General features: G+C 60.9%; 20 protein-coding genes. 11 read left to right on the top strand and 9 right to left on the bottom strand.

All coding sequences use genetic code 11. The features are described from left to right. The first annotated feature begins 43 nt into the window (after positions 1 to 43). Positions 44 to 1,417, top strand: coding sequence for a DNA repair protein RadA (gene radA / locus HMPREF2875_RS04150; RefSeq protein ID WP_070670592.1), 1,374 nt, complete (start codon positions 44 to 46; stop codon positions 1,415 to 1,417). A gap of 32 nt (positions 1,418 to 1,449) precedes the next feature. On the opposite strand, the gene HMPREF2875_RS04145 is transcribed toward radA, so the two are convergent. Next, on the bottom strand, positions 1,450 to 2,184 hold the full coding sequence (locus HMPREF2875_RS04145; protein WP_070670589.1) for a hypothetical protein: 735 nt from the start codon (positions 2,182 to 2,184) through the stop codon (positions 1,450 to 1,452). 92 nt (positions 2,185 to 2,276) lie between these two features. Beyond that, positions 2,277 to 2,900 carry a carbonic anhydrase gene (locus tag HMPREF2875_RS04140; protein ID WP_070670588.1) on the bottom strand — a complete coding sequence of 208 codons (624 nt, stop codon included), beginning with the start codon at positions 2,898 to 2,900 and terminating at the stop codon, positions 2,277 to 2,279. Positions 2,901 to 2,941: 41 nt separating this feature from the next. On the opposite strand from HMPREF2875_RS04140, the gene HMPREF2875_RS04135 reads away from it, so the two are divergent. After that, on the top strand, positions 2,942 to 3,802 hold the full coding sequence (locus HMPREF2875_RS04135; RefSeq protein WP_070670586.1) for an HhH-GPD family protein: 861 nt from the start codon (positions 2,942 to 2,944) through the stop codon (positions 3,800 to 3,802). Here the strand turns inward: HMPREF2875_RS04135 and HMPREF2875_RS04130 are convergent. Together HMPREF2875_RS04130 and HMPREF2875_RS13195 are read right to left on the bottom strand one after the other, a co-directional pair. Beyond that, positions 3,759 to 5,084: a threonine/serine exporter family protein gene (locus tag HMPREF2875_RS04130; protein ID WP_070670584.1), complete on the bottom strand. Its 1,326-nt coding sequence runs from the start codon at positions 5,082 to 5,084 to the stop codon at positions 3,759 to 3,761. The genes HMPREF2875_RS04135 and HMPREF2875_RS04130 overlap by 44 nt on opposite strands. After that, the gene (locus HMPREF2875_RS13195; RefSeq protein ID WP_080975064.1) at positions 5,084 to 5,254 is read right to left on the bottom strand and encodes a DUF4236 domain-containing protein; all 171 of its coding nucleotides are present in this window, start codon (positions 5,252 to 5,254) and stop codon (positions 5,084 to 5,086) included. The genes HMPREF2875_RS04130 and HMPREF2875_RS13195 overlap by 1 nt, the downstream gene beginning before the upstream one ends. 55 nt (positions 5,255 to 5,309) lie before the next feature. On the opposite strand from HMPREF2875_RS13195, the gene HMPREF2875_RS04125 reads away from it, so the two are divergent. Next, positions 5,310 to 6,506, top strand: coding sequence for a lipase family protein (locus HMPREF2875_RS04125; protein WP_246817025.1), 1,197 nt, complete (start codon positions 5,310 to 5,312; stop codon positions 6,504 to 6,506). Between the two features lie 112 nt (positions 6,507 to 6,618). Here HMPREF2875_RS04125 and HMPREF2875_RS04120 read toward each other — a convergent pair whose 3' ends face one another. Further along, positions 6,619 to 7,452 carry a DUF1266 domain-containing protein gene (locus tag HMPREF2875_RS04120; RefSeq protein WP_070670579.1) on the bottom strand — a complete coding sequence of 278 codons (834 nt, stop codon included), beginning with the start codon at positions 7,450 to 7,452 and terminating at the stop codon, positions 6,619 to 6,621. 132 nt (positions 7,453 to 7,584) lie between these two features. Between HMPREF2875_RS04120 and HMPREF2875_RS04115 the strand changes: the two genes are divergently transcribed. The 3 genes from HMPREF2875_RS04115 to HMPREF2875_RS04105 all read left to right on the top strand — a co-directional run bounded on the left by HMPREF2875_RS04115 (position 7,585) and on the right by HMPREF2875_RS04105 (position 9,974). Next, complete coding sequence (locus HMPREF2875_RS04115) at positions 7,585 to 8,145, top strand: hypothetical protein (RefSeq protein WP_070670577.1); 561 nt, start codon at positions 7,585 to 7,587, stop codon at positions 8,143 to 8,145. Next, positions 8,145 to 9,008, top strand: a complete 864-nt coding sequence (locus HMPREF2875_RS04110; protein ID WP_070670575.1) for a hypothetical protein — start codon at positions 8,145 to 8,147, stop codon at positions 9,006 to 9,008. Before HMPREF2875_RS04115 ends, HMPREF2875_RS04110 begins: the two co-directional genes overlap by 1 nt. A 75-nt stretch (positions 9,009 to 9,083) precedes the next feature. Beyond that, positions 9,084 to 9,974: a cation diffusion facilitator family transporter gene (locus HMPREF2875_RS04105; RefSeq protein WP_070670573.1), complete on the top strand. Its 891-nt coding sequence runs from the start codon at positions 9,084 to 9,086 to the stop codon at positions 9,972 to 9,974. A 136-nt stretch (positions 9,975 to 10,110) separates the two neighbouring features. On the opposite strand, the gene HMPREF2875_RS04100 is transcribed toward HMPREF2875_RS04105, so the two are convergent. Beyond that, positions 10,111 to 12,861, bottom strand: coding sequence for an ATP-dependent Clp protease ATP-binding subunit (locus tag HMPREF2875_RS04100; RefSeq protein ID WP_070670572.1), 2,751 nt, complete (start codon positions 12,859 to 12,861; stop codon positions 10,111 to 10,113). 353 nt (positions 12,862 to 13,214) lie between these two features. Between HMPREF2875_RS04100 and HMPREF2875_RS04095 the strand changes: the two genes are divergently transcribed. The 4 genes from HMPREF2875_RS04095 to HMPREF2875_RS04080 all read left to right on the top strand — a co-directional run bounded on the left by HMPREF2875_RS04095 (position 13,215) and on the right by HMPREF2875_RS04080 (position 17,618). Beyond that, positions 13,215 to 14,066: a hypothetical protein gene (locus HMPREF2875_RS04095; RefSeq protein WP_070670570.1), complete on the top strand. Its 852-nt coding sequence runs from the start codon at positions 13,215 to 13,217 to the stop codon at positions 14,064 to 14,066. Positions 14,067 to 14,169: 103 nt separating this feature from the next. Continuing rightward, positions 14,170 to 14,826: a hypothetical protein gene (locus HMPREF2875_RS04090; protein ID WP_070670568.1), complete on the top strand. Its 657-nt coding sequence runs from the start codon at positions 14,170 to 14,172 to the stop codon at positions 14,824 to 14,826. A gap of 2 nt (positions 14,827 to 14,828) precedes the next feature. After that, the gene (locus HMPREF2875_RS04085) at positions 14,829 to 16,328 is read left to right on the top strand and encodes a serine/threonine-protein kinase (protein WP_070670565.1); all 1,500 of its coding nucleotides are present in this window, start codon (positions 14,829 to 14,831) and stop codon (positions 16,326 to 16,328) included. A gap of 96 nt (positions 16,329 to 16,424) precedes the next feature. Further along, positions 16,425 to 17,618, top strand: a complete 1,194-nt coding sequence (locus HMPREF2875_RS04080; RefSeq protein ID WP_070670562.1) for a serine/threonine-protein kinase — start codon at positions 16,425 to 16,427, stop codon at positions 17,616 to 17,618. A 9-nt stretch (positions 17,619 to 17,627) separates the two neighbouring features. On the opposite strand, the gene HMPREF2875_RS04075 is transcribed toward HMPREF2875_RS04080, so the two are convergent. Continuing rightward, on the bottom strand, positions 17,628 to 19,028 hold the full coding sequence (locus HMPREF2875_RS04075; RefSeq protein ID WP_070670559.1) for an MDR family MFS transporter: 1,401 nt from the start codon (positions 19,026 to 19,028) through the stop codon (positions 17,628 to 17,630). A 204-nt stretch (positions 19,029 to 19,232) separates the two neighbouring features. On the opposite strand from HMPREF2875_RS04075, the gene HMPREF2875_RS04070 reads away from it, so the two are divergent. Continuing rightward, complete coding sequence (locus HMPREF2875_RS04070; protein WP_070670556.1) at positions 19,233 to 19,574, top strand: hypothetical protein; 342 nt, start codon at positions 19,233 to 19,235, stop codon at positions 19,572 to 19,574. Positions 19,575 to 19,605: 31 nt separating this feature from the next. On the opposite strand, the gene HMPREF2875_RS04065 is transcribed toward HMPREF2875_RS04070, so the two are convergent. After that, a complete protein-coding gene (locus HMPREF2875_RS04065; protein WP_070670553.1) occupies positions 19,606 to 20,541 on the bottom strand; it encodes a hypothetical protein in 936 nt (311 codons plus the stop codon). A 116-nt stretch (positions 20,542 to 20,657) separates the two neighbouring features. After that, positions 20,658 to 22,232, bottom strand: coding sequence for a lysine--tRNA ligase (gene lysS / locus HMPREF2875_RS04060; RefSeq protein ID WP_070670550.1), 1,575 nt, complete (start codon positions 22,230 to 22,232; stop codon positions 20,658 to 20,660). Positions 22,233 to 22,325 lie beyond the last annotated feature (93 nt).

Raw genomic sequence — 22,325 nt, 5'->3', positions numbered from 1 at the left:
AACAACATCCTCGATGTCCGGGCGCCTTACTACAGTGAGAGGCATGGCTAAAAAGGTTCGTCCCGTCCACACCTGCACCGAGTGTGGTTTTGTCTCCCCCAAGTGGCTGGGCCGCTGCCCCGAGTGCGGGTCGTGGGGAACGCTGCAGGAAACTGCTGCCGCGCAGGAAAGCAGTGCTGCGCAGGCAGCGATGAGCGGACGCCGGCCGACGGGACTTACGCCAACGAGCCCGGCCGTCCCCATCACCAAGGTAGGGGCGGCGCAGACCAAGGCCCTTAACACCGGGATTGGGGAGCTTGACCGCGTCCTGGGGCGCGGTATCGTGCCCGGCTCCGTTGTGCTTATGGCAGGCGAGCCGGGGGTAGGTAAATCCACGCTGCTGCTCGAGGTCGCTTCGCGCTGGGCACAACTAGGCCGCACGGCGTTGTACGCCACTGCGGAGGAATCAGCTGGACAGGTCCGCGCCCGCGCTGAGCGCACCGGTGCATTGCACGAGACACTCTATCTGGCTGCCGAATCGAATTTGGATGTTGTCTTCGGACACGTCGAACAGCTCAAGCCCAGTCTCATCATTGTGGACTCAGTGCAGACCATGCATGCAGCGGGCGTTGAAGGTGTGGCTGGAGGCGTGGCACAATCCCGCGCGGTCACCGCCGCACTGACCTCACTGGCTAAAAACACTGGCATCCCGATCCTTCTCGTGGGGCACGTCACCAAGGATGGCAACGTGGCTGGTCCGCGCGTACTCGAGCACCTCGTGGATGTGGTGTTGAATTTTGAGGGTGACCGCCAGTCCTCCCTACGGCTCTTGCGCGGGCTCAAGAACCGCTTCGGCGCTACCGATGAGATGGGCTGCTTTGAGCAAACCGCCGCCGGCATCCGCGAGGTCGCGGACCCGTCCGGGTTGTTTCTTTCCCACCGTGGTAGCACACCGGACGGCTCCGCGGTCACGGTAGCCATGGACGGTGTGCGCCCCATTCTCGCGGAGGTACAAGCACTCACGGTTGATCCGGTGGCCAAGAATCCTCGCCGCGTCGTGACTGGTTTGGATGCCAACCGCGTCCCCATGGTGCTTGCTGTCTTGCAGGCTCGGGCGGGCGAGCGCACCAACGACAAAGACGCCTACGTCGCCACTGTAGGTGGCATGAAGATTCAGGAGCCAGCAACAGACCTCGCGGTAGCCCTAGCCACGTGGTCCTCACTCCATGAGCGGCCGCTACCACCGAAGACCGTGGTTATTGGAGAAGTCGGCCTGGCCGGCGAGGTACGCCGCGTAACCAATTTGGATCGTCGTCTAGCGGAGGCTGCGCGTTTGGGCTACCGCCAGGCTATCGTCCCGCCGGGCGAGGTAGAGGTCACCGGCATGCGCGTGCATCAAGCATCCACGTTGAGTGAGGCAATTTCTGCGCTGAGCTAGCGCTGCCCTAGTGCGGCCGCGAAAGCTAGCGCTTAGAGCAGGTTGAAGGGCAAGGCTGCCGAGTAGTTGTCACCGATCACGGTGTGCAGGAAGTATGCACCGGATTCGGCCTCTGGGCGCTCCGTGCACTGACCCGGCTCAGAGCGATTGCGGGACCAGTCGGCTTGGAAGAAGCGGGTCTCGCCGGACTTGAAGGTCTGCTTGCCGGTCTCCACGGAGGCATAGCAGTCGGTATCAGACCATACACGCTCGTTGGAGCCCATCTTGTAGACCTCAAAGCGCAGCTGCTGCTCGTCAAGGTCGATGGAGCAATCCTTCGTGGTGGGGTTGAAGACTTCCATGTAGAAGGTTGGCATCTTGCCACCCGGAACGCTGTCCTCATTGGTCTTTGCCATGACCTTGAGGTCCTCCAAGGAGCACTCCGTTTTCGAGGGATCCACGACCAGCTCGGTGTTCTGGGATTCTTCGCTCTTCTCGGCATCATCCGAGCCTTCTTCCGAAGGCTGCTCCTCCTCGGAATCGGATGTTGGGGTCTCAGACTCAGTCTCCTCTGGCTGCGAGGTAGTCGGCTGCTCCGATGGCTGAACCAAGCTGCTGGATGCCGCTGCCGGCTGCGACTCCTTATCCTCAGATGACCCACCGAAAAGCGCAGTGGCTGCCCAAATGAGGATCACCACGAGCACCAGAATCGCCACAAGCGCGGCAAGGCGGCGGCGAACATAAATCTCGCGCGGCAGCGGCTTCGAGGTACGGGTTGGCTCAGTCACAGCCTTTAGTTTAAAGGGACTGAGCGCTAACCCGGGCCAGCGTTAGGCCGCGTGTCTTGTTCTTTCCCCCACCACGCAGCCTTATTGTCGCGCTACTGCACGCCGTGGAGGACAACGGTCTCCACGCTGGAGTCCTCAAGGAGGTAGCGCAGGCCGACGATGCCGAGCGTTCCAGCGTCGAGAAGCGCGCGTGCGGCTGGAACGTCCGAGATGATCTGCGATACCGTCTGCGCGGTGTTCTCACGCTCAAAGTCAGCGCGGTCCTCGCGGCCATCGCGCCGAGCCACCATGGACGCTACCGCGACCTGCTCAATGATGGGTCGCTGCAGCCCCGTCGGCAGCTCGCCGCCATCCAGGAAATCGGAGGCCGCGCTCACCGCACCACAGGACTGATGCCCCATCACGACGAGCAGGTTGGCGTTGAGGTTCTCTAGGGCATAGTCCAGCGACGCCATTACCGCACTATCTAGGATGTGCCCAGCCGTACGGATAACGAAGGCATCACCGAAACCAATGTTGAATACGTGCTCAATCGGTGCGCGGGAATCCGAGCAGGCCAGCACAATAACGCGCGGGTCTTGGCCCTGGGTCAACCCGGCGCGCAGTTTGGCATCCTGATTAACGGCAATAAGGTTTCCGCTCACGAGGCGACGGTTACCTTCCTGGAGGGCTTCCCAGACTTCCTGTGGACGGTGCGGCACATGTACTAGAGGCATGATTCACACTCTAGTCCCACCACCCCTACACTGAGGTGTTTATGGATACCCAAGCTGTCATGGAGTGGTTCGACGCTCACGAGCGCCCCCTGCCCTGGCGGGCGCCGGGGACCTCGGCCTGGGGTGTACTGCTCAGCGAAGTCATGAGCCAGCAGACTCCCGTTGCGCGCGTAGCCCCGCAGTGGAAAGAGTGGATGCAACGTTGGCCCACGCCCCAGGATCTCGCAGCGGCGTCCAAAGCCGATGTGCTGCGTGCTTGGGGCAAGCTAGGCTATCCGCGGCGCGCGTTACGGCTGTGGGAATGCGCGAAGGAGATTGGGGAGGGTGAGGTTCCGGGGGACGTCGACAAGCTCTTGGCCCTGCCCGGTATCGGTGAGTACACCGCACGGGCGGTCGCGGCGTTTCATTTTGGGCGCAACGTGCCGGTGGTAGACACCAACGTGCGCCGCGTCTATGCCCGTGCTGAGGAAGGCCGGTTCCTGGCGCCGACACCCTCGAAGCGCGAGTTGGCACAGGTGGAGGAGCTTCTTCCGGAGGAGAATGGGCCGCGTTTCTCAGCGGCGATCATGGAGCTGGGAGCGCTCGTGTGCACGGCGAAGAATCCGGACTGCGCAGCCTGCCCCATTAAAACCACGTGTGCCTGGCAGCTAGCCGGATGCCCGGAGCCGAGTGAGGAAGAGGCTGCGCAGGCGAAGAAGCGCGTGCAGAAGTTTACCGGCACGGACCGCCAAGTACGTGGGCTGCTTCTCGACGTCCTCCGCACCTCACCCCACCCCGTTCCCCAGTCCGAGTTGGACGCCGTCTGGGAGGACGCTCCGCAGCGCGCCCGCGCACTCGCTTCGCTGCTCGACGATGGCCTTATGGAGCAGAACGAGGAGGGGCTGTTCCATCTTCCTCAGTAGGGCGATGGGAGAAGTCGATGAGCCGACCCATGGTCCAGTTGCGGTCAGTAAGCATGCGGGCGCAGACAAGACCGCAGCCAATCGCCACGACGGCCATTGAGGCGATGGCGAGGTTGTTCAAGGCTTGGTCCATGTTGCCCACGTTGAGGTGGTAGACAGTGCGGAACATGGCGGTGCCCGGGATCATGATGACAGACGCCGGCACCGTCGTAGTGATACGCGGCAGGTGTGCACGCTTGGACGCCACCGCACCCAACAGACCCACGATGAGGCCGCCAATGAAAGCGCCCACGTAGTTGGTCGCTCCCCAGCTGATGAGGAACAGGCGCACGATGTTGGCCACCGTCCCCACCGACGCCGCCACCAGTACCATCCGCCGAGAGGAGTTGAACAAGAAGGCAAAGCCAGAAATGCCGAGGAAACTTGCCACGGCTGCTGCGATATACCATTGGGCATCGGGGCTCGGGATGCCTGGTTCAGGTGTCAGTTCCGTGGTCCAGCTCACCAGCGCCACGGTAAAAGTGGCCGCGGTAATGATGGTCAGCGCATACGCCAAGCGGGTCAGGCCCGCGCCGAAGTCGAAGCGTGCGAGGTCAATAAGCGCCGAGAACAGCGGGAATCCTGGGATGAGGAACAGCACCGCCGCAACATAACCGGAGGAAAAATCGGCGGGGTTCGCGATGCCTGTGGCGGCGACCGCCTTGGTGGTGATGAAATACACCAGGCTCGCTACTGTTCCGCCCGCCACGATGCAGCCGAGCTGGTGCACGTGTTTGTGATGCAGTGAGGCGCGGGTCAACTGACCGCAGAAAGCCGCCAGCGCAACGAGGACGACCGCATAGACGGTGAAGTAATTGAGCACGGCAAAGGATGCACAGGCAACGGCTGCCGCGCAGGCCAAGAGCCAGCGGTTCCACCGTTTAATCACCGTGGACTCGATGACATCGAGCATGGCGCTGAGATCCTCAGCGGTAATCCCTGAAAACAGGCGGTTGTGGGTGAGGTCCTCGAGAGCCTCGATGCGAGAGGCATCGACGGCCGGTGAATGCTGCTGGGCCACAACGGTCCGAAAATCACGGCCGCGGTGAAAGGTACACGTGATTTGGGTGACGCCAACGTCAGCATCAAGCCGGTCGAAGCCCAGCGCGCGAGCAGCACGTTTCATGCCGCGCAGCACCCGATAGCCCGACGTGCCCGCGCCCATGAGCATCATGCCCAAACGCAGGACGACGTCAGCCTCATACCCCATCCGGACATAGTCGGTGCTGGGGTGAGAGCTCATTAACGCCAGCGCCCCCGGAAATTCAGGCCACCGGGCAGGTTGACCCACATGCCACCGCGGGAATTAAAGGTCACGGGTCCGACCTTCGTCGACATCGACGCACCGGAGCCGGAGAGGTTAATCCAGCTGTTCTTACCGGTCTTTTTACGCTTACGGTAGTAAATGCCCATGCGAGTAAGCTTAGCGCGGATGCGGACCGGGGTGTACTGGGCTAGCCTTAGCCTTGTGCGAATCAAGTCCCTGATTGTTGCGCTGGCAACTACTGCGGCCTTCACTGTTGCCGCCCCCGTGGCCCAGGCGGCGCCTCCCGGAAGCGTGCAGTCCGCCACGACTATGGATAGATCCAACGTCACCATCACGACGTTCTCCTACGCCTCCACCCTCATGAACGGTGCGCCTACGACCGTCACCGGCATGGTCTTCGAACCCAAGGTCCCGTGGAACGGGCCTGGTGAGCGGCCCACCATCGTCTATGCACCGGGTACGCGCGGCGCTGGTGACCAGTGTGCACCATCACGCGCGCTCGTCGCTCCCACCGATAACCCCGTTGACCAGCGCTATGATGCGGCGTCGATCCGTATGTACGAATATGCAGTGGCGCAGGGCGTGCGCGTCGCAGTCACGGACTATATTGGCCTCGGCACACCGGGCCACCACACGTACGTCAACAATATCGAGGAGGCCCACGCAGTTATCGACGCTGCCCGGGCCGCCCTTAAGCTCGCCGGTGCCCCTGCACACGCGCCGGTGGGCTTCGCCGGCTATTCCCAAGGCGGCGGCGCCGCTGCTGCCGCTGGCGAATACGCCGCCACCTACGCCCCAGAACTCAACGTCAAGGGAACGTTTGCTGGTGCCCCTCCGGCAGATCTCTTTGAGGTAATGAATGCGGTCGACGGCTCCGCCCTCGTCCACGTTCTGGGTTACGCCGTCAACGGATTTGCGGAGCGCAGCCCGGAGTTCTCGCGCGAAATCATCGATGAGCTGAACCCACGCGGCCGTGAATTCCTCACCGACGCCAGTACGTTTTGTCTACGGGAATCCATGTCTACATGGGGAAATGTGCAAACGAAGGAGCTGACGAACAGCGGTGAATCCTTTGCCGAGCTCCTGCGCCGCAAACCGGTAGCCTCCCGCATGCTGCACGAGCAGCGCTTGGGCCAGCACGCACTCAACGCCCCGATGCTGGTGATGAATTCCCCCACCGATGACATCATCCCCTACCAGCAGGCGCGCACCATGGCCCGTGACTTCTGCACAGCCGGTGGCACCGTCCAGTTCGAGGACGCCCGAGCCGTCAACATCCGTCCCGGCTCCGGCACCAACCATGCAGCCCCGACCGTCCGCGCGATTCTCCGCGGCACCAACTACCTCATCGACCGCTTTAAGAATGTCCCCGCGCCAACTAATTGCCAGGCTACCTAAGCACTAGTTCCTTAGTAGTACATTTCAGTCACATCAGGTTTCACAACGTGAAGGCCCACTCGCGTCTCTCTCCCGCAGCTTCCGCAGCCGCTCGAACAACGACAGCAGTTGGCTAGTGCAGACCGCCCAAGGATGAAAAGGGCTCCTCTGCCTCGATGTCATGCAGGGGCACGCGTACCCAAGGCGAATCACTGTGTGCGAGCAACTCGGTGAGCCGTTGCGATTGATCCTTCATCGCAGCGGCGACGTCGGGCTCACCGTCACTCGCCCAGATCATTCGACCCCACCAGAAGCTTGCGGCTACGTCAGCCCACGACACGAAGTAGCGCTGCAGGGCCGCCACGGCCTTATCTGAAATCTGAAGGAACTCTTCTGGAGAGATCCAACCCAGCTCCGTTGCCGGACCACCAACGTTGTGAATTCGGATTATGTCCCATGCGCGAGTAGTGGCGGGCAATGCCGGGGCTGCTGCTTTGGCAAAGCCCTCCGAACGCAACATCCTTACGAGGTAGCGGAACTTATGTTCTCCACGACGCGGATCCGCGCCTTGGGCAACAAAGAAGTCTTTAAGGAACTCGACCTTTTCCTCCACTTCCGCATCTAGCTCGCGCTCGGGGACGTCCTTCACGGCGTATGCGAGCGGTAAAATAAGGTCATTTTCCACGTGCTGACTGCCTTCGAGCAAGACGTCAATAGCCTGGTGTGCTTCCTGTGCACCAGTGACCCCCCAGTTTTGCTCGAGAGATGCTTTGTAGTACTTGGCCGTCCTTGCGTTGATGTCCTCAACCCCTAGCGGGGTCGCAAACGCCTTATTGCTCTTGTATATCATTCCCCAAGAGTGGCGGCGCACTTCATCTTTGCTCGGCGCCGGTTCCGGCCACGGGAACTTTGTAAGGCGGTAGATCCAAGTATCATCAAACTTTGCTGGCGTGAACGTTGAGCTCATACCCTCACAAAATACCGAGGTTCCTAACGTGGATCCGTAGCGCCCCATCCATCACCCCTATGCTGGGGGGTGATGTACGCCATAGTGTGGCATCCCAGTCACAGTTTTTGATGTGTTGTTAGTCTCGTGTGCATGACAGGACCACAAATTGCATTGACAGACCGGCCAGATCTCGGTGCTGCACTTAAACGTGCTGGTGATTCCGAGATTGTGCACGCTGCCGCCGCAGCCATTGTAGAAGGCCTTGGTGTCGACGAGATTGTGCTGGAAGCCGCCGCCACGAAAGCAAGCGGGGTGGATGGTGCCGCGTTTGTCACCAACCGTAGGATCCTCGTGACCGCCGATAAGAAGGATCCATCTCATTTTGAGTTCCTTGAACTGGACAGCCTCGGCAACGTCACAGTTCTGCCCTACAAGGGTGGCTGGGCCGTCGTGGCTCAGCTCTACAGCACCTACAAAGTGTGGAGCGGGTTCACGGAGAAGGCCGCGCGTCGCGTGCAGTTTGCCGCCCAGTGGGCCCTGACCGCAGGCCGGGAGGCACGAACGGAGGCCTCGCGCGCGGTGTCTTCGGAAGAACTTTTTAAGCGCTGGAAAGAAAACAAGCACCGTCTCAATCGCAACAGCGTAGAAGAGCGCGTTGCGTCGATGCACTCCCTGTATTCCGACATTGATTCACGGTGGTGGACTGAATAATGAGCAGACTTGCATATCCGGGTTCGCCCGATCACTTTAACGGGGCGGAAGACACATCACGCATCGAAGAAGGCCAGGTAATTGCGGATAATGGCTACCGCCATTTCATTAAGCATGGCTCACTACTAGACCCAGGCGCGGCTTCGAAGAATGCATCGGGCACTGCCTCCTCCACGTCGAACCCCACCGCGGGCACGTCAGGTACCCACACCGATGGCCCGAAGCAGGGCCTCAGTGTAAAGAAACAGCTGTTGCTCCTTCCGGTAGTAATCGCGGTCATCGTGGTGGTAGCGATTGGCTACGTCGCAGCTAAAGACGCCCTCTTTGGTGACAAGTCTGAGGATTCGGCCGCTCCTGCGCAGCCCGCCGCTGAAGCACCTGCCGATTCCGGGGCTTCCAATGGTGACACCGCCGACGCGGCCGGTGGCGATACTGCTGACGACGCTCAAAGCGGCCTCACCTCCGCCGACCAAGCACCCGAGCCGATTGCTGACTTCGTGGAAGCTTGCACAGATTATGAAGTGGTGTTCAGCTACTACGGCGCGGATAATTCCCCTGCCCCAGAAGCAAAGGGAACCAACTGTTCCGTGGATACTACGAAAGCACCTGAGGTTGGTTACGTAGTCTTCACCGATGACCCTGCCGCCACTGCTGCCGTTCGTGACGGCAAGCCCGTCTTGGAGGCCGCTGAGATTTCAGCAGAATCAACGCGCGGTTCCACATTCAAGGCACAGCGGTTGGAGGCCATCTTCACTGTTCAGGAAATCCTCCCTGACGATAAGGGAATCGTTGAGTACATGATTAAGAGTGATGACCCTGAGGTGGCAAAGAAATCACTGGTAGGTCTCGGCGTGGCCAAGTAAAACCACAACGATTCGCCCACTACTACCCATTTTCATTTAATTGTCAATAGGCGTCGGCGGCGATAGGCTGAGTGCATGGCACACGAGCACCACGACCACGATCACTCCAGCACGCCGCTGCGCGCGCTCCTGGCTGCCCTCAGTATTACCGGCATCGTCTTCTTCGCGGAACTGATCGGCGGCTGGTTGGCGGGGTCCATGGCGCTAATGGCGGATGCGATGCACATGCTTTCCGACGCCGCGGGGCTCATCATTGCGGTGATCGCAGTGTTGGTTGGGCGGCGCCAAGCATCAGCCCAGGCCACCTACGGCTATCGACGGGTGGAGGTGCTGGCGGCGCTAGCCAACGCGGTGATGGTGCTGGCAATCTCGGTGTGGATTGTCGTCGAGGCGGTGCGCCGCCTACAAAGCCCGGCCGAGGTGCAGGGCGAGGCGATGTTGTTCATCGCGGTGATCGGCCTGGTGGCAAATGCGCTATCGGCGTGGGTGCTGCACCGCCACCGCGAGTCCTCAATCAACGTGGAGGGCGCGTTCTTGCACGTGCTGGTGGATTTGCTCGGCTCGGTCGCGGTGATTGTGGCGGGCATCGTGGTGCTGACCACGGGGTTTGTGGCGGCGGACGTGATCGCCTCCCTACTCATCGCCGCGATGGTGCTCCCACGCGCGTGGCAGCTCATGCGGTTGTCAGCGAGCGTGCTGCTCGAGCAAGTTCCGGCGGGCTTCAACGCCAGTGTGATCGAGCCCGCGCTGCGGCAGGTCGAGGGCGTTGCCGACATCCACGACCTACACCTGTGGAGCCTGGATGGCGTAAGCGTGCTCACGACTGTGCACATCGTGCGTGACGGCACCGTCGACACCGGCCCGCTGTTAGATGCCGCCCAGCACGCCCTTCGCGAACACGGCATCGAGCACTCCACCATCCAAATCGAGCACCCAGAGCACGAATCCCACGAGACGGTGTGCTGATTCCCTTCTAGCGGTGGGTGTCCTGCCCACCGGGCCGGTGAAAGTCACACGAAGAAAGCCCCGAACCGCACGCAGTGTCACACGAATGCGGTTCGGGGCTAATTCCTTTGGGCCCTGCAGGGGCCCTAATCAGTGCTTAGAGCGGCTGACCGGCGCCAGCGCCTGCCGGCGGCGGATTGCCGTCATCGCCATCATCGTTGTGGGACTCGTCAGCGGAATCGCTGCCAGACTCCCCGAGGACATCCGGGCTGATGGTATCCGGCTCATCCGAGGATGCTTCCTCATCAGCCTCGCGCACGGCGGTGTCCTCCAAGTTCTCGAGCTCCTCATCAAAGGTGCCCTCCGGCAACGGGCGCGGACGCGGGGTGAAGGTGAAGGTGGCCGAGGAATTGTCCTTGGACTCACCATCCCAGCCTTCAACGTCCACGGTGATGATTTCACCGGCACCAATTTCGCCGTAGAGGATCTTCTCGGAGAGCTGGTCCTCAATCTCGCGCTGGATGGTACGACGCAGCGGACGGGCACCAAGAACGGGGTCGAAGCCACGCTTGGCCAACAGGTCCTTAGCCTTCTGTGTGAGCTCGATGCCCATATCGCGCTCGGACAGCTGTTTTTCCACGCGACCAATGAGCAGCTCTACCATCTCCACAATCTGCTCCTGGGTGAGCTGGTGGAAGACCACAATCTCGTCGATACGGTTGAGGAACTCCGGGCGGAAGTGCTTCTTCAGCTCATCGTTAACCTTATTCTTCATGCGCTCGTACTGCGCATCCGAATCGGTCTCAGAGGAGCCGGTGAATCCCAAGCCCACAGCCTTGGAGATGTCCTGGGTACCCAGGTTCGAGGTGAAGATGAGCACCGTGTTCTTGAAGTCCACGTTGCGGCCCTGGCCATCGGTCAGGCGGCCATCCTCAAGCACCTGCAGGAGGGTGTTGTAAATCTCCTTGTGGGCCTTCTCAATCTCGTCGAACAGGACGACGGAGAACGGCTTGCGGCGGACCTTCTCGGTCAGCTGGCCACCCTCTTCGTAACCCACGTATCCCGGAGGTGCACCAAAGAGACGGGAGGCGGTGAAGCGGTCATGGAACTCACCCATATCGATCTGGATGAGGTCATCATCCGAACCGAAGAGGAAGTTAGCCAGGGATTTCGATAGCTCCGTCTTACCCACACCGGACGGACCAGCGAAGATGAAGGAACCTGACGGACGGCGCGGATCCTTCAAGCCGGCACGGGTACGGCGAATGGCACGGGAGACAGCCTTGACAGCTTCGTCCTGACCAATAATGCGCTTGTGGAGCTCCTCCTCCATATTGAGGAGGCGGTTGGATTCCTTCTCCGTGAGCTTGAGAACCGGGATGCCGGTCCAGTGTGCGAGGACTTCCGCAATCTGTTCCTCGCCTACCTCTGCGATTTCCTCCAGGTCACCGGAGCGCCACTGCTTTTCCTTCTCCGCGCGTTCTTCACCGAGCTTGCGCTCCTGATCGCGCAGACCTGCGGCCTTCTCGAAGTCCTGCGCATCAATTGCGGCTTCCTTTTCTTTACGGACCTCGGCAATGCGGTCATCGACCTCACGCAGGCCTTCCGGAGCGGTCATGCGCTTAATGCGCATGCGGGCACCGGCCTCATCGAGAAGGTCAACGGCCTTATCCGGCAGGAAGCGGTCATTGATGTAGCGGTCAGACAAGGAGGCCGCAGCCTTGAGGGCCTCATCGGTGTAGGACACGCGGTGGTGTGCCTCGTACTTATCGCGCAGGCCCTTGAGAATCAGAATGGTGTCATCGAGGGACGGTTCTTCCACCTTGACCGGCTGGAAGCGGCGCTCGAGAGCAGCGTCTTTTTCAATGTGCTTGCGGTACTCATCCAGGGTGGTCGCACCAATGGTCTGAAGCTCACCACGAGCCAGCTTCGGCTTCAGCAGGGAGGCAGCATCGATGGCTCCCTCGGCGGCACCAGCACCCACCAAGGTGTGGATCTCATCGATGAAGAGGATGATGTCACCGCGCTGGTTAATTTCCTTGAGGACCTTCTTTAGGCGTTCCTCAAAGTCACCACGGTAACGGGAACCGGCCACCAGGGAGCCCAGGTCCAGCGAGTACAGCTGCTTATCCTTAAGGGTTTCCGGGACCTTGCCGTTGACGATATCGAGGGCCAGGCCCTCGACCACGGCGGTCTTACCCACGCCGGGCTCACCAATGAGCACTGGGTTGTTCTTGGTGCGACGCGAGAGCACCTGCATGATGCGCTCCACCTCAGACTCACGGCCCACCACGGGATCCAGCTTGCCGTCCTTAGCAGCCTGGGTGAGGTTGCGGCCGAACTGGTCAAGCACCAGGGAGTTGGAACGCTCACCGGCGCCGCCGGAACCGCCACGACCACCCTGGCCAGCACCAGCGCCTACTGGGCCAGGACCGCCCTGGGAGGTGCTGCCACCGTCACCTTCGCCGCCCTCATAACCGGAGAGCAGCTGGATAACCTGCTGGCGCACGCGCGGCAGGTCCGCGCCCAGCTTGGTCAGCACTTGGGCTGCCACGCCATCGCCTTCACGAATGAGGCCGAGGAGCAGGAACTCGGTGCCAATGTATTTGTGGCCCATCTGCAGGCCCTCACGCAGAGAAAGCTCGAGAACCTTCTTGGCGCGCGGGGTAAACGGAATGTGGCCTGTGTGCGGCTGGGAGCCCTGGCCAATAATCTCCTCCACCTCACGGCGGACGTCCTCCAGCGAGATGCCCATGGATTCCAGGGCCTTTGCGGCAACACCTTCACCCTCGTGAATAAGACCCAGGAGGATGTGCTCGGTGCCGATGTAATTGTGGTTGAGCATGCGTGCTTCTTCCTGCGCCAAAACGATGACGCGGCGAGCACGGTCTGTAAACCTCTCGAACATGACCTCTTACCTTTCGCTGTTAATGTGTCATCCACTCTAACGCGCGGGGCCGACACTCCATTCACGATTTTTCTCCGCATCACCATCACACGCCCGTTTCCCCAGCTCACCACACTGTACGCCGGTAGCGAACAGGCCCAAATGGCCGCACCCTACGCCTGCCGCCCCCTGGGGAAATCTCCCCGCCGCTAGGTTGGTACCCACGGAGCTTGTTAAAATAACCGGTGCTGGTTCGGGAAACGGAGCTTGGAGCTCGATTCCCGTTCCTTTCCTTATCACTCACGGCGTCGCCCCTCATTTCCCTATACCGGAGGTTTCGCTCCGTAAGTCTCTCTGCCCCATAAGGAACTCTCATGGCCAGCGAGCTGATGTCACCACAGACTCGCTCGCCCCGCCTCCTCAACGCACTCCCTATTGGCGAGGTGCTCTGGCCCTCTATGGACCTCCCACCGCAGGTCATGAAGTACACTAACCTCCTAGTTAGCACTGTTGACACGTTGAGGGAGGAGCCAGTCACCATGTCGCAGCCACAGCAGGGAGCCTTGCTTGTCAACGATCTTATTGGCCACTCTCAGCTTCTGAGCGTTACCGAGTCCGCCACCTTGGGCCGTCAGGGCGATATCCTCCTAGCCGCCGACGACCCAGCCATGCACCGCACGTTCCTGCAGGTATGGTCCAACGGCGCGCAGTGGTTCCTCAAAAACATTGGCAGCTTCATTGCCGCCACCATTCAACCACCGGCCGCCTGCGGCTACGGCCGAACGGTCCTGAGTCCCGGCAGTATCGAAGTGCTGCATCCGGGAACATCGACGCTGTATTTCTCCACCGCCACGATGAGCTACGAATGCGAGCTCACCGTAATGCAGCCGCTGCGCAGCCCGGAGCCTAGCCTGCCGCCGGATGGCCCGTTTACGACTCACGTCTTCGAGCCCAACGAGGAGCAGTGCCTCCTACTCAAGGCTCTGGCCCAACCTCTCATCGATGATCCCGCTGCTGAACCACGCGTGGTTGTGGGAACCCAGCGCGAGCTCGCCGAAACCTTGGAGTGGACCGAAAAGAAGGTTGAGCGCAAGATTCAAACTCTGGCGGAAACTCTGCAGAAGCTCGGCGTGCCTCAATTTCAGCCGGGGCAGAAGATTTCGTGGCGCATCGTCCTGGCGCAGTTCGCCGCGGCCCACCCCCAATACTATGCACACCTTTCATAACAATTCAGTCATCATTTCTTGATTTGACCTTGGATTCCTGCGCAGTACTGGTACTCTTTGTCTGATTCTGTTTTCTCCACGCTGCAAGGATCTGTCCACTCTCATGCTCTCCCCGTTCTCGCTGCGCACGCTGGCCGCTCTTGGCTTAGCACTCGTCGCACTGTCGGCGTGCGCCACGGACAAGGACACCGCTGAGGATGCGCCGAAGTTCACAGTCAACGGCACCACATCCCGGTCGGATGCGACGCCGACGGCGGCGGAGGCATCAAAAAGCGCAGAGCCTACCGGGCTACATCTGCGCCAAGCGGATGGTTCATTCCTTATTACCACCAAACAGCCAGGTCCAGGGCCGGTCGATGAAATCACCGCAAATTACTCTGATCTGGAAGAATATGGCTTCGGAATGCTGCGTGCGGTGGTGGACAACTCCGGCTATGACGGCACCGTAAGTGGCTCGGCACCCACCGGTGTGTTGCAGTGGGCTGTCGGCGGTGTGTTCGTTCTCAATGCCCAGGCGATGAACCTCAGCGACGACGAGGCAGACTTGGAGAATAACGCCGAATGGCACGTTGCCCTGTTGGATGGCGAAGGGAATAATCATCTCGACGAAGCCACTCAGAGCACTGTGAGCTGTAATTTCGGCGTCTGCACATTGGCCGCAGCCCTTCAGGAAGCCGGCAGCTTCATCGCCGAAATCACCATCCGTCAGGCGGGCTATGAACCTTTCCTCATCCGTCAGCCCATCATCGTGGCGGCCTAGCAATGAACGCGCAGCCCACCGCCTCCGGCCTACCTTTGGATCTTGAGCCTGCGCTCAGTGCCAAAGGCTATTCGCAATTCCATCAGATCGGCGCCGGCGGCATGGGCACCATTGTTTTTGCCCGCAAGGAAAGCCTCGACCGCGAGGTGGCCATCAAGGTTATTGCCCAGCACGCGACTGGGGACGATGCGGAGGTCCGCCGCTTCATGGCGGAGATGCGCACGGTGGCAGCGCTGGATCACCCAGCTATCGTCCCCATCTACGACGGAGACATTACTCCTGGCGGCGTGCCGTATTTCGTCATGAAGTTCCTGCGTGGGCCCAGTTTGGAAGCACACATCAACCGCCGGATTTTGGAGAATTCCAAGTTCACGGTGGAGCAGACTGTGCAACTGCTGACGCCCATCGCGCAGGCACTGGATTATTTGGCAGCGCTGCCCTCCCCGGTGATTCATCGCGATGTAAAACCCGCGAACATCATTGCGGATGATGACGCGAGAGACGAGGACTGCACCGTCATGCTCGCGGATTTTGGCATCGCCATCAATGAGGACGCTACCCGGATGACCCGCGAGGGCCTGCGCGTTGGCACCGATGCATACATGGCCCCAGAGCTCTACCCCACCCAGTTAGCGCAGGCCCCGCCGCAGCCCACTGCGGCTAGTGATCGGTACTCGCTGGCGCTTATCGCGCTGGAGATGCTCACCTTGGTCAACTTACGTCGCGCTACGAGTCCACAGCAGTGGGCGCACAGCCGCACCATCCCTGAGCTGACTCCACAGAACCTAGCGCTTGCCAACGGCCCCTCGGCTCCCGCCCTCAACGCCTTCTTCGCCACCGCGCTCCACCCGGATCCGCAGCTGCGCTTTGCCACTTCCACCGAGATGATGGAAGCACTGGCCGCTGCAGCGGACACGGAAGGCCCTGTCACGGCACCGCAACCTACCTCGCGGGGCACAGCACCATCCACCACGCCCGCCAACGCCGTTCCCGCACACGCAGCCACCTCAGCGGGCGAGAATGCCGCGACTGCCCCCTCGCGACGTCGCTTCGCCCTTCTCGCCGCAGTTCTGGCGGGCATACTTCTTGTAACCAGTGTCGCCGGTGGCCTGGTTCTGGCTGGAACTGGCTGGGACGCCGAGGAAAAGGTCCTCGCCCAAGAGTTCCCACTGCTCTTCCCCGCACGCCCTGGCCGCGCGCCATGGAAGGACATGAACTGCCGCGCCGCAGAGCCGGAGTCGGGCCAACGGGCCCGTATTATTTGCGAAAGCGATGACCTCATCTTCGTCGGTGCCGACTTTGGTACCGAGCACGACCGAGACGCTATCGTGCCGGACACCGTCGAGGAGCTCAGTAGTGAGGCCTGCACCATCACGTCTGCCGAAATCCCCGATCAGCCCGGCACGTGGGGAATCTACCCCACCGGAGTGTCCGCCCGTTTTGCCTTCGTTCTCGCAGGTCCCAATGCCGAAGAGGACCGCCTAAACCTGCCTGTGTGCTAGCGCTGTGCTTCTTCCTTGCGTTGCTACGTGGCAAGACGTGTTGTCCCTTACACTAAAAGGCGTTCCACATCGTCCGCCTAAGGATCTCCTCTCATCGTGACTACGCTTCCTGAATTCTTCACTACCCAGCACCAGCTGCGCGAACTCGCCGTCCTAGACCAGGGTGCCGGTTCCACGTTGTTCCTGGTTGAGGACCCCGCTCAGAATCAGCTCCTCGTGGAGTTGTTTTCCGCCGAGCACCGCGGCGTGCTGCGAGAAGCCGGCGTGGCCGGGCAGCTTCAGCACAGCGCCATCGCCCCCATCGTGGGCACCGGCACAACGACTAGCGGGCAAGAGTTCTTCGTACGCCGCTGTCTCCCGGGTGAACAGCTTTCGGACTACACCGGCTCCGGGGTAGGCGCACGGCATCTCTCCCGCGAGGAAGCCCTGGCCACCTTTGCCCCGCTGGCCGACGCCGTGGACTTCCTGCTGCAGCGTGACCGCGCCGGTTATGCCCTGCGCGCATTGAATCCGCGGCGCATCATCTTAACCAGCAATCGCTCGACGGCGTTCCTCGCCACGGTAGGCCCCGATGCGGCCTTTACTCCGTCCCGCGCCTCCGCGCAGGAGGTCATCGGGCGCCTCGCGCACCTATTGTCGGCTGCCTATCCGGCGTTTCGCGCGGATGCGGCCTACCCTTCCGCCGCAGCCGTCCTCGAGGCTCTACGCGCCCAGGGTTCCTACCACCAGGCACCCCAGACTGCGCCGCAGCCAGCAGTTCACCCAGCCCAGCAGCAGCCTTTTCACCAGCCAGCGCAGCCTGAGCAGCCTAAGCAACCCAAGAAGAAGTCTTCCGCGAAACTCCTGCTAGGCCTCGGTACCGGCGCGCTGGCCTTGCTGCTCATCGCTGGCCTGCTGTGGTTCTTTGCCGGTCGCGCCTCCTGGTCCGAGCAGGAGCAAGCGCTTGTCGACGCCCACCCGGGCCTCCTCAGCTCCCGCCCCGGCAGCGAGGGCTTTGAGGGAGCGACGTGCGAATCCCGCGAGCCGGAGGAAGGCCAGGAAGCCAAGATCACCTGTATCGGTGATGGGGTGACATATTCGGTGGCGGGTTATGGGGACGTCGAGAAGCGCGAAGCGGCCGGCCCTGCCCAAGGCGGTCAGGAACTTTCCAACGGGCAGTGCTCCGTGCATAGCTACGACTTATCCGATGCGGAGCCGTTGTACTACATGGCTGCGGAGGAATCAGACAGTGCCGTGCTGGTGTGGGGCGAAGGCGCCGAAGAAACACGCCTGCGCCTGCCATTGTGCTAGTCCACGCGGTTAATTCACGCGCTTGAGCAGCGGTGCCAGCACCGCGATGGCGATACCGGCAATGCCCGCAAAGAGGAACGCCCAGTGCGTTCCCTGCGCTGTGGCGGCGGCAGGGCTTAAACCGGCCTCAGTACCCGCACTCGTGCCGCGGGTGAGAAAGACTACGAGGAAAGCTGTACCCATCGCGCCTGCCAACTGCTGGAACGTGTTCATGATGGCGGAGCCATGAGAGTAGAGCTTCTCCGGAAGCGAGGACAGCGCGGTAGTCATCAGCGGGGTCATCATGAGGCACATGCCCAAGGAGAACAGCACGTGCATGCCCACCACCATCCACAGCGTCGAGGACTCGCCCAACGTGGCCATAAGCCACAGGCTCACCACCATAAACAGCGACCCTGGAATCATGAGCGGGCGCGGGCCCAAAGAGTCGAAGATGCGGCCCACAAAAGGTGAGAGGAAAGCCTGCAAAATACCGCCCGGCATGACTGCCAGGCCGGTGGCGAATGCCGTGGCGCCCAGGGTGGTCTGCAGGTAGATCGGCAAAACGGTCACCATGCCGAGCATGAGGCCGAAGGACACGAGCAGAATAATGACCGCCAACGTGAAGTTGCGAACGCGAAAAGGGCGCAAGTCCATCAGTGCGCGATCATCCAGGGCTAGGCGCCGCTGACGGCGTATGAAGACGATGAGCCCGATAGCTCCGATGATGCTCACGGCCATCTCTACCCAGGCACCACCGCTAAGCATCTTCTCAATCGACGACAGTCCGTAGACCAGCCCGCCAAAAGCAACGGCGGATAGGAGCACGGAGAGTCCGTCCAGCGGCACGTCGCGGCTCTCGCCCACGTTACTCAAGCGCCACAGGCCCGCAACCAAGATGAGTGCCATGAGGGGTACCATGGCCCAGAAAATGACATGCCAGGTATAGCGTTGAAGAATCGCGCCACCAACCGTCGGGCCTAGGGCAGGTGCCACAGAAATCACGACGGAGATAATGCCCATCACGGTTCCTCGGCGTTGCGGCGGGACCAGGGTCATGGCCACGGTCATGAGCGTCGGAATCATTAGTGCCGTGCCGCCCGCTTGGAGGACGCGGCCGAAAAGAAGAATGACAAAACTCGGTGCTAGTGCTGCCACCACCGTGCCGACAAGAAACAGGCCAGTCGACGCGAGGAAGATCTGGCGAGTGGTGAGCCTTTCGATGAGGAAACCTGTTGTCGGAATCACCACAGCCATGGTGAGCATAAAGCCGGTAAGCAGCCATTGCGCGCTGGTGGCAGGGATACCGAAGTCCGCCATGATCGCTGGCAACGCCACCGACAGCGACGTCTCATTGAGGATCATGACCATGGCCCCTAGCACGAGGATGCTGAGGTTGATAACGACCTTCGCAGGGATCTCAGCGGACATGCAGTCAGCAACACCTTTCCACAACCACACCGCCTCGCCACGGTGGCGGAGCGCAAAGGGAATAGAGTACTACTCGCTGTGCACGGGCGCCACACGGAGCGCAGATACTGTGGCTTGGGTGACACTCCCCAGACTTTCAGCGAGCAGGTCGGTTGAGATGGCAGGGTAAACACCAACCTGCCTGCTAGAGAAAGGGCCCAACGGATGCAGCGGGAGCTCCACCTCATCAGCCCTGCCGGGAAAAGCATCATCGTGCGTCCCGGGCAGCAGCTGGTGGCGGGCCGCGACGGTGACTTTCCCCTCGCCCCTGATGATGCCTCCATGCACCGCCACTTCCTCCGCTTTTGGCAGCAGGAAGATACGTGGATGGTGAGCAACGTGGGCAGTTTCCTCGCAGCCGAACTCTCCTCTCCACGCAGCCGCACCAACGGACCCATCCGGCTCGTTCCGCAGAGCACCGCGGCCATCCCGGAAGGGACCTCAATGCTGTGCTTTACGACGCCCAGCGGATCCTACGAACTCACCGTGACGCGCAGCCAGCCTTAGTCACATAAGGTTTCTCACTTAGCCTTGGCGTTTAACCTTTCGCCGAAATGAGCTCGTGGGCATTCGAGTCGAGAACAACGACTTCACCAGAACCTTCGATGCTGCATCCCAGCCAGCGATATTCTGGCTGGTCCGGCCAGCCGGCATCGGCGTTGTATGAGCAGCTGAAGTCGTCCTTCATGAGGTACCCGCGGTTGCCGCCCTCCATTGGCGCGAAGTCATAGTTCTTGTAGTAGTCAAGAACCTCCATCGCTCGCGCGCAATTCGTATCGTGTGTCTTGGCGTAGACGTACTCGCCGTTGCCTAGGTCCCCGCAGATGGTGCCAGTAATGGCATGTCCTTCTGCATCTGGCTTCGGTGGGAAGGTATCCGAATAGTACTGGCCTTGGTCCTTGACCGTGAAGTGGTGTCCATCAAGCTGTACCGTGAATTCGTCCTCACTCGCGGCCTCGAAGGTTACTCCGCCCATGGTGACGGTACTGCCAGCTTCCAGCATGGTGGGAGCAGCATTATCACCGCCCATTTTCACGTTGGGATAAAAACCTTTATCTGAGTCAAAATTGACGGAATTGGACAGCCACGTTGGCATACCAGGCGCAGGGTACAGGGGTGGATCAGCAAACATAACCGCACATCCAAGTAACCCTTTGTCCTCAGTGACTGTGCAGGCCACACGCTCATCTGGGCTGCTCACTCCGTACACGGTAGAGGTTGCGTGGCCAAGGTTAGTTGCAATGAATTCTTCTTTATCTTTCTTCTGCAGTCCAGAGTCGTCTTTTTCTTCCTGCTCGGTGGCCGTGGTCGCCGGGCTTTCGTTAGAGGACTCAGCGTTTTCGGAGGACGACGTTGCGGCGGCGGAGAGATGCTGGAACTCCGGCTCATCGCGGGCGGTGTCATCGGTAGATGAACACGAAGAGGCAGCACAGGCGAGCAACGCGACGGAAAGGACAGGGAAAAGCTTCTTCATACCTTGCATCGTTCCACGAGTTGGCTGCTCGCCTGGGAAACAGAAGACACTTTTTTATAACAACGCCCGCGCAGCCGGGACGTTGGCATGCGCGGGCGGAGCGGAAGCGTGAAGAGTTAGGCTTCCGGCTTCACAATCGGGAAGAGAACGGTCTCACGAATACCCAGGCCGGTCAGGGCCATGAGCAGACGGTCAACGCCCATGCCGGTGCCGGCTGTCGGCGGCATACCCTGCTCCATGGCTGCCAGGAAGTCCTCATCCAACACCATGGCTTCCTCATCGCCACCGGCGGCCAGGCGAGCCTGGTCCTCGAAGCGCTCACGCTGGATAACCGGGTCCACCAGCTCGGAGTAGCCGGTAGCAAGCTCGAATCCGCGGACGTAGAGGTCCCATTTCTCGGTGACACCCGGCTTGGAGCGGTGCTGACGGGTCAGCGGGGAGGTCTCCACCGGGAAATTCTTCACAAAGATCGGACCTTCCAGCTGGTCCTCACAAAGAACCTCCCAGATTTCCTCGACCAGCTTGCCGTGGCCCCAGCCGCCGTTCTTCGGCACGTCAAGACCAATGACGTCAGCGATGCCCTTCAGCGTTTCCACGTCGGTGTCAATGGTGACCTCGGGCTGGCCCGGGAACTTGCGCTGCAGAGCCTCATTGAGGGAGGGGTACATCTCAATCTCCGGCCACTCCTCGCCGCCGAAGTCATACTCGGTGCCATCAGCCAACGTCACGGTGGTGGAGCCGAAGACGGCGCGGGCCACGGCCTGGATGGACTCGCGAGTGGTACGTGCGCAGTCGTCGTAGTCGCCCCAAGCGGCGTAGGTTTCCAGCATGGCGAACTCTGGGGAGTGGGAGCGGTCGACGCCCTCATTACGGAAGTTGCGGTTGATCTCAAACACGCGGTCAATGCCGCCAACGACGGCCCTCTTCAGGAAGAGCTCCGGGGCGATGCGCAGGTAAAGGTCAATATCCAGCGCATTGGAGTGGGTTACGAAGGGGCGGGCAGCCGCACCGCCATGCAGGGTCTGGAGCATCGGGGTTTCGATCTCTACGAAGCCCTCATCCTCCAAGTAATTGCGCAGCGCACGCATGACCTTCACGCGGGTCATGGCGTTCTTACGAGCCTCCTCGCGCACAATGAGGTCATTGTAGCGCTGGCGAACGCGGGTCTCCTCATTCATGTCAGCGAAGGAGACCGGCAGCGGGCGCAGGGACTTAGCAGCCATGGTCCATGCGGAAGCCATGACGGACAGCTCCCCGCGGCGCGAAGCAATAACGCGGCCACGCACGGAGATGAAGTCACCCAAGTCGACGTCAGACTTCCAGGCCGCAAGGCGCTCTTCGCCGACCTCAGCCAGGGAGAGCATGGCCTGTACCTGGGTGCCGTCGCCATCCTGCAAGGTGGCGAAGCACAGCTTGCCTGTATTGCGCATAAAGATTAGGCGGCCAGCGATAGCAACCTCAACGTCGGTCTCCTCGCCGGCGTTAAGGTAGGTAACTCCCTCATCACCACTAGGCTCTTCGCCTTCAGCCAGCACCTGGTACTTCTGGCGCAGATCCTTCATGGAGATCGTGCGCTCAACAGTCACCGGGTAAGGATCGGTGCCGGTTTCCAGCAGACGGGCGCGCTTCTCGCGGCGAATGCGCAGCTGCTCAGGGACGTCGTTAACTTCAGTATTCTTCTTCTCGCTCACGGTTGTCTAGGGTAGTCGATCCCTATGCGCGGGCGCGATCCCGATTCACAGAGTGTTCATCTCAAAGACATGAGAGAGCAAGCGGCTGGTCAC

This window comes from Corynebacterium sp. HMSC078H07 (genome assembly GCF_001812805.1).
Classification (GTDB): Bacteria; Actinomycetota; Actinomycetes; order Mycobacteriales; family Mycobacteriaceae; genus Corynebacterium.
Note: the sequence above shows the minus strand (reverse complement) of the source record. Positions and strands in the feature narration are given on the sequence as shown.

Coding starts and splice junctions, on each gene's coding strand:
- HMPREF2875_RS13195 (WP_080975064.1), bottom strand. CDS start 5,254: ATGGGCATTTACTACCGTAAGCGTAAAAAGACCGGTAAGAACAGCTGG.
- HMPREF2875_RS04135 (WP_070670586.1), top strand. CDS start 2,942: ATGGATACCCAAGCTGTCATGGAGTGGTTCGACGCTCACGAGCGCCCC.
- HMPREF2875_RS04075 (WP_070670559.1), bottom strand. CDS start 19,028: ATGTCCGCTGAGATCCCTGCGAAGGTCGTTATCAACCTCAGCATCCTC.
- HMPREF2875_RS04110 (WP_070670575.1), top strand. CDS start 8,145: ATGAGCAGACTTGCATATCCGGGTTCGCCCGATCACTTTAACGGGGCG.
- HMPREF2875_RS04105 (WP_070670573.1), top strand. CDS start 9,084: ATGGCACACGAGCACCACGACCACGATCACTCCAGCACGCCGCTGCGC.
- HMPREF2875_RS04085 (WP_070670565.1), top strand. CDS start 14,829: ATGAACGCGCAGCCCACCGCCTCCGGCCTACCTTTGGATCTTGAGCCT.
- HMPREF2875_RS04115 (WP_070670577.1), top strand. CDS start 7,585: ATGACAGGACCACAAATTGCATTGACAGACCGGCCAGATCTCGGTGCT.
- HMPREF2875_RS04100 (WP_070670572.1), bottom strand. CDS start 12,861: ATGTTCGAGAGGTTTACAGACCGTGCTCGCCGCGTCATCGTTTTGGCG.
- HMPREF2875_RS04130 (WP_070670584.1), bottom strand. CDS start 5,084: ATGAGCTCTCACCCCAGCACCGACTATGTCCGGATGGGGTATGAGGCT.
- HMPREF2875_RS04090 (WP_070670568.1), top strand. CDS start 14,170: ATGCTCTCCCCGTTCTCGCTGCGCACGCTGGCCGCTCTTGGCTTAGCA.
- HMPREF2875_RS04140 (WP_070670588.1), bottom strand. CDS start 2,900: ATGCCTCTAGTACATGTGCCGCACCGTCCACAGGAAGTCTGGGAAGCC.
- HMPREF2875_RS04065 (WP_070670553.1), bottom strand. CDS start 20,541: ATGAAGAAGCTTTTCCCTGTCCTTTCCGTCGCGTTGCTCGCCTGTGCT.
- HMPREF2875_RS04120 (WP_070670579.1), bottom strand. CDS start 7,452: ATGAGCTCAACGTTCACGCCAGCAAAGTTTGATGATACTTGGATCTAC.
- HMPREF2875_RS04070 (WP_070670556.1), top strand. CDS start 19,233: ATGCAGCGGGAGCTCCACCTCATCAGCCCTGCCGGGAAAAGCATCATC.
- HMPREF2875_RS04095 (WP_070670570.1), top strand. CDS start 13,215: ATGGCCAGCGAGCTGATGTCACCACAGACTCGCTCGCCCCGCCTCCTC.
- radA (WP_070670592.1), top strand. CDS start 44: ATGGCTAAAAAGGTTCGTCCCGTCCACACCTGCACCGAGTGTGGTTTT.